The following is a 5,188-nucleotide window of genomic DNA, read 5'->3' on the forward strand; positions in this document are numbered from 1 at the left end:
GATATGGAGGCTTTCCTCTAAAAACGGCAACTACCTACTCTCCCACTTGACGCAGTACCATCGGCGTGATCAGGCTTAACTTCTCTGTTCGGAATGGGAAGAGGTGGAACCCTGATGCTATAGTCACCTGAATAAGTCAGACATGATGTAAAAAGTAAAACTAAAAACTGAACGTATATATCCGCCATACAAGGCAAGGACCAAAAGTGAACGGGCAATTAGTAATGCTCGGCTATGATGTTACCACCTGTACACCTGCATCCTATCAACGTTGTAGTCTTCAACGACCCTAAGAAATCTAATCTTGTGGCTGGCTTCGTACTTAGATGCTTTCAGCACTTATCCAATCCCGACTTAGATACCCAGCAATGCACCTGGCGGCACAACTGGTAAACCAGAGGTCAGTCCAACACGGTCCTCTCGTACTAGTGTCAGAGCCACGCAAATTTCATACGCCCACGATAGATAGAGACCGAACTGTCTCACGACGTTCTGAACCCAGCTCGCGTGCCACTTTAATGGGCGAACAGCCCAACCCTTGGGACCTTCTCCAGCCCCAGGATGTGACGAGCCGACATCGAGGTGCCAAACCCCTCCGTCGATATGAGCTCTTGGGAGGGATCAGCCTGTTATCCCCGGAGTACCTTTTATCCTTTGAGCGATGTCCTTTCCATACAGAAACACCGGATCACTATGCTCTAGTTTCCTACCTGATCGACTTGTTAGTCTCCCAGTCAAGCGCCCTTATGCCATTACACTCTGCCGCCGGTTACCAATCGGCGTGAGGGCACCTTTAGAAGCCTCCGTTACGTTTTTGGAGGCGACCACCCCAGTCAAACTACCCACCAAACAGTGTCCTCGCAGCAGCGAGTTAGAACTCAAATAACCAAAGGGCCGTATTTCAACAGCGGCTCCACAAATACTGGCGTACCTGCTTCAAAGCCTCCGGCCTATCCTACACATCAATTACCCAAATTCAATGTTAAGCTATAGTAAAGGTTCACGGGGTCTTTTCGTCCCATCGCGGGTAATCGGCATCTTCACCGATACTACAATTTCACTGAGCTCACGGTTGAGACAGTGTCCAGATCATTACACCATTCGTGCAGGTCGGAACTTACCCGACAAGGAATTTCGCTACCTTAGGACCGTTATAGTTACGGCCGCCGTTTACTGGGGCTTCAATTCAATGCTTCTCTTGCGATGACATCTCCTCTTAACCTTCCAGCACCGGGCAGGTGTCAGGCTATATACTTCATCTTTCAATTTGGCATAGCCCTGTGTTTTTGTTAAACAGTTGCCTGGACCGATTCTCTGCGCCCCACCTCGCAGTGGGGACCCTTTATCCCGAAGTTACAGGGTCAATTTGCCTAGTTCCTTAACCGTGAATCACTCAAGCGCCTTAGTATATTCAACCCGACTACGTGTGTCCGTTTACGGTACGGGTACCTTAAAGATTATGTTTAGCGGATTTTCTTGGGAGTATGCTTACATGCACTATTGGATTGTTCCGAAGAACGCTCCATACTATCAGGTTCGACTCTCGGAGCGGATTTGCCTACCCCGATCAACATCTACACCCTTCAACGAACTATTCCGTCAGTTCGCGGCACTGTCACGCCTCCGTCTCCACGTCACTCCAAAAGGTAGTACAGGAATATTAACCTGTTCTGCCATCGGCCTCACCGTTCGGCTGAGCCTTAGGACCCGACTAACCCTGATCCGATTAGCGTTGATCAGGAAACCTTAGTCTTTCGGCGAGGGGGTTTCTCACCCCCTTTATCGTTACTTATACCTACATTTGCTTTTCTACACGCTCCAGCAAAGCTTACGCTTCACCTTCAACGCAGAGTAGAATGCTCCCCTACCGATGTTTGCACATCCCATAGCTTCGGTAAACCACTTATGCCCGATTATTATCCACGCCAAACTCCTCGACTAGTGAGCTGTTACGCACTCTTTAAATGAATGGCTGCTTCCAAGCCAACATCCTAGCTGTCTTAGCAATCTGACTTCGTTAGATCAACTTAGTGGTTATTTGGGGACCTTAGCTGATGGTCCGGATTGTTCTCCTTTAGGACATGGACCTTAGCACCCATGCCCTCACTCCTGATATAGAACTAATACGCATTCGGAGTTTGTCAAGACTTGATAGGCGGCGAAGCCCTCGCATCTTATCAGTCGCTCTACCTCATATTAGTATAAATCAAGGCTGCACCTAAATGCATTTCGGGGAGTACGAGCTATCTCCAAGTTTGATTAGCCTTTCACCCCCACCCTCAGCTCATCCGGAAGCTTTTCAACGCTTATCGGTTCGGTCCTCCAGACAGTGTTACCTGTCCTTCAACCTGGCCAAGGGTAGATCACTTGGTTTCGCGTCTACTCCTTCCGACTATCCGCCCTGTTCAGACTCGCTTTCGCTTCGGCTGCGGATCTCAAGATCCTTAACCTTGCCGGAAAAAGTAACTCGTAGGTTCATTATGCAAAAGGCACGCCGTCACAGCTAAAAGCTGCTCCGACCGCTTGTAGGCGCATGGTTTCAGGGACTATTTCACTCTTCTATTCGAAGTGCTTTTCACCTTTCCTTCACAGTACTGGTTCGCTATCGGTCTCTCGGGAGTATTTAGCCTTACCGGATGGTCCCGGCAGATTCACGCAAGATTTCTCGTGTCCCGCGCTACTCAGGATACCACTAGGGTTCAATTAGCTTAGTATACCGGGTTATCACCGTCTATGACTGAACTTTCCAGATCATTCTACTCACTAACTTTCGTCCCACAACGTGGTCCTACAACCCCATACATGCCGTAACACATATGGTTTGGGCTATTCCCCGTTCGCTCGCCACTACTAGGGGAATCATTATTTATTTTCTTTTCCTACAGGTACTAAGATGTTTCAGTTCCCTGCGTTTGCCTCCTACAAAGTAGGATAATATCTCTTCAAGATATTGGGTTGTCCCATTCGGAAATCCGCGGATCAAAGGTCATTTGCACCTACCCGCAGCTTATCGCAGCTTATCACGTCCTTCATCGCCTCCGAGAGCCAAGGCATCCGCCATGCGCCCTTACTTACTTTTAGTCTTACCTAGCCGTATGGCTCGATATATACTTTCAGCTTGTTATAACTTTACTTTTTTTTGTACATCATGTCAAAGATCGTATGAGAAAAACTCCGACCAGTCGGAGTTAGGATTGACTAAAGTCTATCCTATTCTCAAGAGTGGAGAATAACGGATTCGAACCGTTGACCCCCTGCGTGCAAGGCAGGTGCTCTAGCCAGCTGAGCTAATCCCCCGGTCATATTGGCAATTGTAAATTTACAATCGTCAATTAGAACGTAGTCCCAGGCAGAGTTGAACTGCCGACCTCTACATTATCAGTGTAGCGCTCTAACCAACTGAGCTATAGGACTGTCAGTCAAACCCTAGCCTTGCGGCTCGGCTTCTACTTTCTCGTATATTATATAAACAAGTACGCGTAGTCCAAGAGGTTCTGATGTAGCATCTAAAAAGAACCAACTTCTAATATCTTTATGAGCGTCGCTCCAGAAAGGAGGTGTTCCAGCCGCACCTTCCGGTACGGCTACCTTGTTACGACTTAGCCCCAATTACCAGTTTTACCCTAGGACGCTCCTTGCGGTTACGTACTTCAGGTACCCCCGGCTTTCATGGCTTGACGGGCGGTGTGTACAAGGCCCGGGAACGTATTCACCGCGCCGTGGCTGATGCGCGATTACTAGCGAATCCAGCTTCATGGAGTCGGGTTGCAGACTCCAATCCGAACTGAGAGAGGCTTTTGGGATTAGCATCACATCGCTGTGTAGCTGCCTTCTGTACCCCCCATTGTAACACGTGTGTAGCCCCGGACGTAAGGGCCGTGCTGATTTGACGTCATCCCCACCTTCCTCACATCTTACGACGGCAGTCTCTCTAGAGTCCTCAGCATGACCTGTTAGTAACTAAAGATAAGGGTTGCGCTCGTTATGGCACTTAAGCCGACACCTCACGGCACGAGCTGACGACAACCATGCAGCACCTTCACATCTGCCTTGCGGCTAATCTGTTTCCAGATTATTCAAATGCAATTTAAGCCCGGGTAAGGTTCCTCGCGTATCATCGAATTAAACCACATGTTCCTCCGCTTGTGCGGGCCCCCGTCAATTCCTTTGAGTTTCACCGTTGCCGGCGTACTCCCCAGGTGGAATACTTAATGCTTTCGCTTGGCCGCTTGCTGTATATCGCAAACAGCGAGTATTCATCGTTTACTGTGTGGACTACCAGGGTATCTAATCCTGTTTGATACCCACACTTTCGAGCATCAGCGTCAGTTACAGTCCAGTAAGCTGCCTTCGCAATCGGAGTTCTTCGTGATATCTAAGCATTTCACCGCTACACCACGAATTCCGCCTACCTCTACTGCACTCAAGAAACCCAGTATCAACTGCAATTTTACGGTTGAGCCGCAAACTTTCACAACTGACTTAAGCTTCCGCCTACGCTCCCTTTAAACCCAATAAATCCGGATAACGCTCGGATCCTCCGTATTACCGCGGCTGCTGGCACGGAGTTAGCCGATCCTTATTCGTATGGTACATACAAAAAGCCACACGTGGCTCACTTTATTCCCATATAAAAGAAGTTTACAACCCATAGGGCAGTCATCCTTCACGCTACTTGGCTGGTTCAGACTCTCGTCCATTGACCAATATTCCTCACTGCTGCCTCCCGTAGGAGTTTGGACCGTGTCTCAGTTCCAATGTGGGGGACCTTCCTCTCAGAACCCCTATCCATCGATGTCTTGGTGGGCCGTTACCCCGCCAACAAACTAATGGAACGCATCCCCATCGATTATCGAAATTCTTTAATAACAAAAAGATGCCTTTTCGTTATGCTATCCAGTATTAATCTTTCTTTCGAAAGGCTATCCCGGAATAATCGGCAGGTTGGATACGTGTTACTCACCCGTGCGCCGGTCGCCATCAACCTATTGCTAGGTCATGCTGCCCCTCGACTTGCATGTGTTAAGCCTGTAGCTAGCGTTCATCCTGAGCCAGGATCAAACTCTTCATTGTAAAAGTATTTTTATTACCGGTATTGCTACCGGTGATTTTGCTCTGTTCAGGACGCTCGGTTTATTAAAAGTTTTCAAATTACCTATATATATAAGTTACTTGACGGTTCTTTTTT

The 5,188-nt window shown here is 48.3% G+C and carries 2 tRNA genes and 3 rRNA genes; all 5 read right to left on the reverse strand.

Annotated elements, in window-relative coordinates:
- Positions 1 to 21 precede the first annotated feature (21 nt).
- Positions 22 to 131, reverse strand: a 5S ribosomal RNA gene (gene rrf, locus DW036_RS25135).
- Between the two features lie 67 nt (positions 132 to 198).
- Positions 199 to 3,081, reverse strand: a 23S ribosomal RNA gene (locus tag DW036_RS25140).
- A 142-nt stretch (positions 3,082 to 3,223) separates the two neighbouring features.
- A tRNA-Ala gene (locus tag DW036_RS25145) sits at positions 3,224 to 3,297 on the reverse strand.
- Positions 3,298 to 3,340: 43 nt separating this feature from the next.
- A tRNA-Ile gene (locus tag DW036_RS25150) sits at positions 3,341 to 3,414 on the reverse strand.
- 136 nt (positions 3,415 to 3,550) lie between these two features.
- A 16S ribosomal RNA gene (locus tag DW036_RS25155) occupies positions 3,551 to 5,073 on the reverse strand.
- Together the 16S, 23S and 5S rRNA genes with 2 tRNA genes alongside form the textbook arrangement of a ribosomal RNA operon.
- Between the last annotated feature and the right edge of the window lie 115 nt (positions 5,074 to 5,188).

Source organism: Bacteroides sp. AF39-11AC, assembly GCF_003474285.1.
Classification (GTDB): Bacteria; Bacteroidota; Bacteroidia; order Bacteroidales; family Bacteroidaceae; genus Bacteroides.